The sequence below is a fragment of the Actinacidiphila sp. bgisy144 genome (assembly GCF_057708105.1).
Window position 1 is genome coordinate 1 of record NZ_JBYIRM010000089.1, and the last position, 2,253, is coordinate 2,253.

Below are 2,253 nucleotides of genomic sequence, written 5' to 3' on the forward strand. Positions count from 1 at the left end.
CAGGCTCAGGCCGGTCTCGGCCGCGAGCCGGTTGCGGAGCTCCAGCGCGGTCAGCGAGTCGATGCCCATCTCACGGAACGCCCGCTCGGAGTCGATCTCAGCCGAGCTGGCATGACCCAGAACGGCGGCGACAGCGGCCCGGACGATCTCCAGGACTTCCCGTTCACGCTCTGCGGGGGCAAACGCGGCCAACCGGGCCACGAAGCCGCCCGCGTCCGCGGCCGCGGTCGGTCGGGCGGGCGTACCGGCGACCAAGCCGCGCAGCAGCGGGGGCAGCGGTCGTCCCGGGCGCGACAGTGCCGTCAGGTCGAGGCGGGTCGGGACCGCCAACGGGGCACCCCACGCAACGGCGGCGTCGAACAGGGCCAGACCCTGGACGGTCGACATAGGCTGAACACCACCACGGCGCAGACGAGACCGACCCGCGCCCTCCAGCTGCTCGGTCATCTCCGAGGTCTGTTCCCACAGCCCCCATGCCAGCGACTGACCGGCAAGCTGCCGATCCCGGCGATAGACGGCCAACGCGTCCAGGAACGCGTTGGCGGCCGCGTAACTGCCTTGTCCCGCGCTGCCCATGACCGCCGCAGCCGAGGAGTACAGCACGAACCCGGCCAAGCCCGCGTCATCGGTCAGCTCGTGCAGGTTCCACGCCGCGTCAACCTTCGCCGACAGCACCGGCAGCATCCGCTGCGGCGTCAACGACTCCACCGTGGCGTCATCGATCACCCCGGCGGCATGCACCACCGCCGTCAACGGACGCTCCACCGCAACCTTGGCCAGCACCGAGGCGAGGGCGTCACGGTAGGCGGCATCGCCGGCCACCACCCGCACCTCCGCACCCAGCTCAGCCAACTCCGCAACCAGACCAGCCACCCCCGGCGCCGCCGGACCCCGCCGCGACAACAACACCAGACGCCGCATACCACGCACGGTGACCAGGTGCCGGGCCAACTCCCCACCCAACGTCCCCGTCCCACCCGTGACCAGGACGGTGCCCTGCGGGTCCCACTCGGCGGGCACGGCTCCGGGCTCCTTCGTCCCGGCCCGGGTCAGCCGACGCCCGAGCACCGTTACCTCACCGTCCCCAGAACTGATGCGGACCTCGGGTTCATCGGCATCCAAGGCCAGGGCCAGGACGGTGTCCACGTCAGCGTCTTGGGTCGGGTCCAGGTCGGTGGCCGGGTCGACGTCGACCAGCAGCACACGCCCCGGATGCTCCGACTGCGCCGAACGCACCAAACCCGCCACCGCCGCGCCCGCCAGGTCCTGCCCGGTAGCCGCGCCCTGGGTCCAAAGCACCAACCGCGCATTGTCCGTCTCGGGATCGGCCAGCCACTCCTGCACCCAACCCAACACCGACGCAGCAGCCTGGTGGGCCGCCTGCGGCGCCGACATCCCCGACGGGGCAGCCGGCACCACCGCCACCACCACCGGAGCCACCTCGGACCCACCGTGCCGCGCCCACTGCACCGCAGCCGACGAAGCCTGCACCGACAGCGGGACCCAGTCGACGGTGAACAGCGACTGCCGCACCTGCCGGCCAGCCCCGGTGAGCAGACCAGCCGGAACCTCACGCAACGCCAGCGACCGTGCTTGCAAGACGGGTTCACCGACAGCATCGAAAGCCGTGACCGAGACCCTGCCCGACCCGGGCGCCAGCACCACCCGCAACTGACGCGCACCGCCCGCCAGCAGCCGCACCCCCGACCACACGAACGGCAACCCCGTCCCCCCACCATTGCCGTTGCTACCACCAGCAGCCAGAAGACCGTGCAGAGCGGCATCAAGCAGAGCGGGATGCAGACCAAACCCCGCAACATCCGCATCCGCGCTCTGGGGCAGCTCCACCTCGGCATAGACCGTGTCCCCGGCACGCCACACCTGCCGCAGCCCCTGGAACGCCGGACCGTAACCGTAACCCTGCCGAGCCAACCTGTCGTAGGCATCGTCGACCGGAACCGCCACCGCACCCGCCGGAGGCCAGACACCCAGCGGGGCGGGGACCGGCTCACTGCCGGCCGGCGTCAGCACACCAACGGCATGCCGCACCCACTCGCCCTCCCCCTCGCGAGAGGAGACCGTGACCGTTCGCCGGCCACTGCCGCCGTCACTGTCGCCGACGTGGACCTGGAGCTGCACTCCACCGTGCTCCGGCAGGACCAGTGGCTCCTGGAGGGTCAGTTCCTCCAGGACACCACACCCGGCCAGATCAGCCGCATGCATCGCCAGGTCCACGAAAGCCGTCCCCGGCAA

General features: G+C 71.3%; 1 protein-coding gene and 1 pseudogene. Both read right to left on the minus strand.

Annotation, left to right across the window (positions count from 1 at the left end):
* Positions 1 to 2,031: type I polyketide synthase (locus AC3EVP_RS36790; RefSeq protein WP_435138118.1), on the minus strand; the 2,031-nt coding region annotated here is incomplete at its 3' end.
* Between the two features lie 48 nt (positions 2,032 to 2,079).
* A pseudogene (locus AC3EVP_RS36795) lies at positions 2,080 to 2,253 on the minus strand (hypothetical protein); the annotation flags it as partial.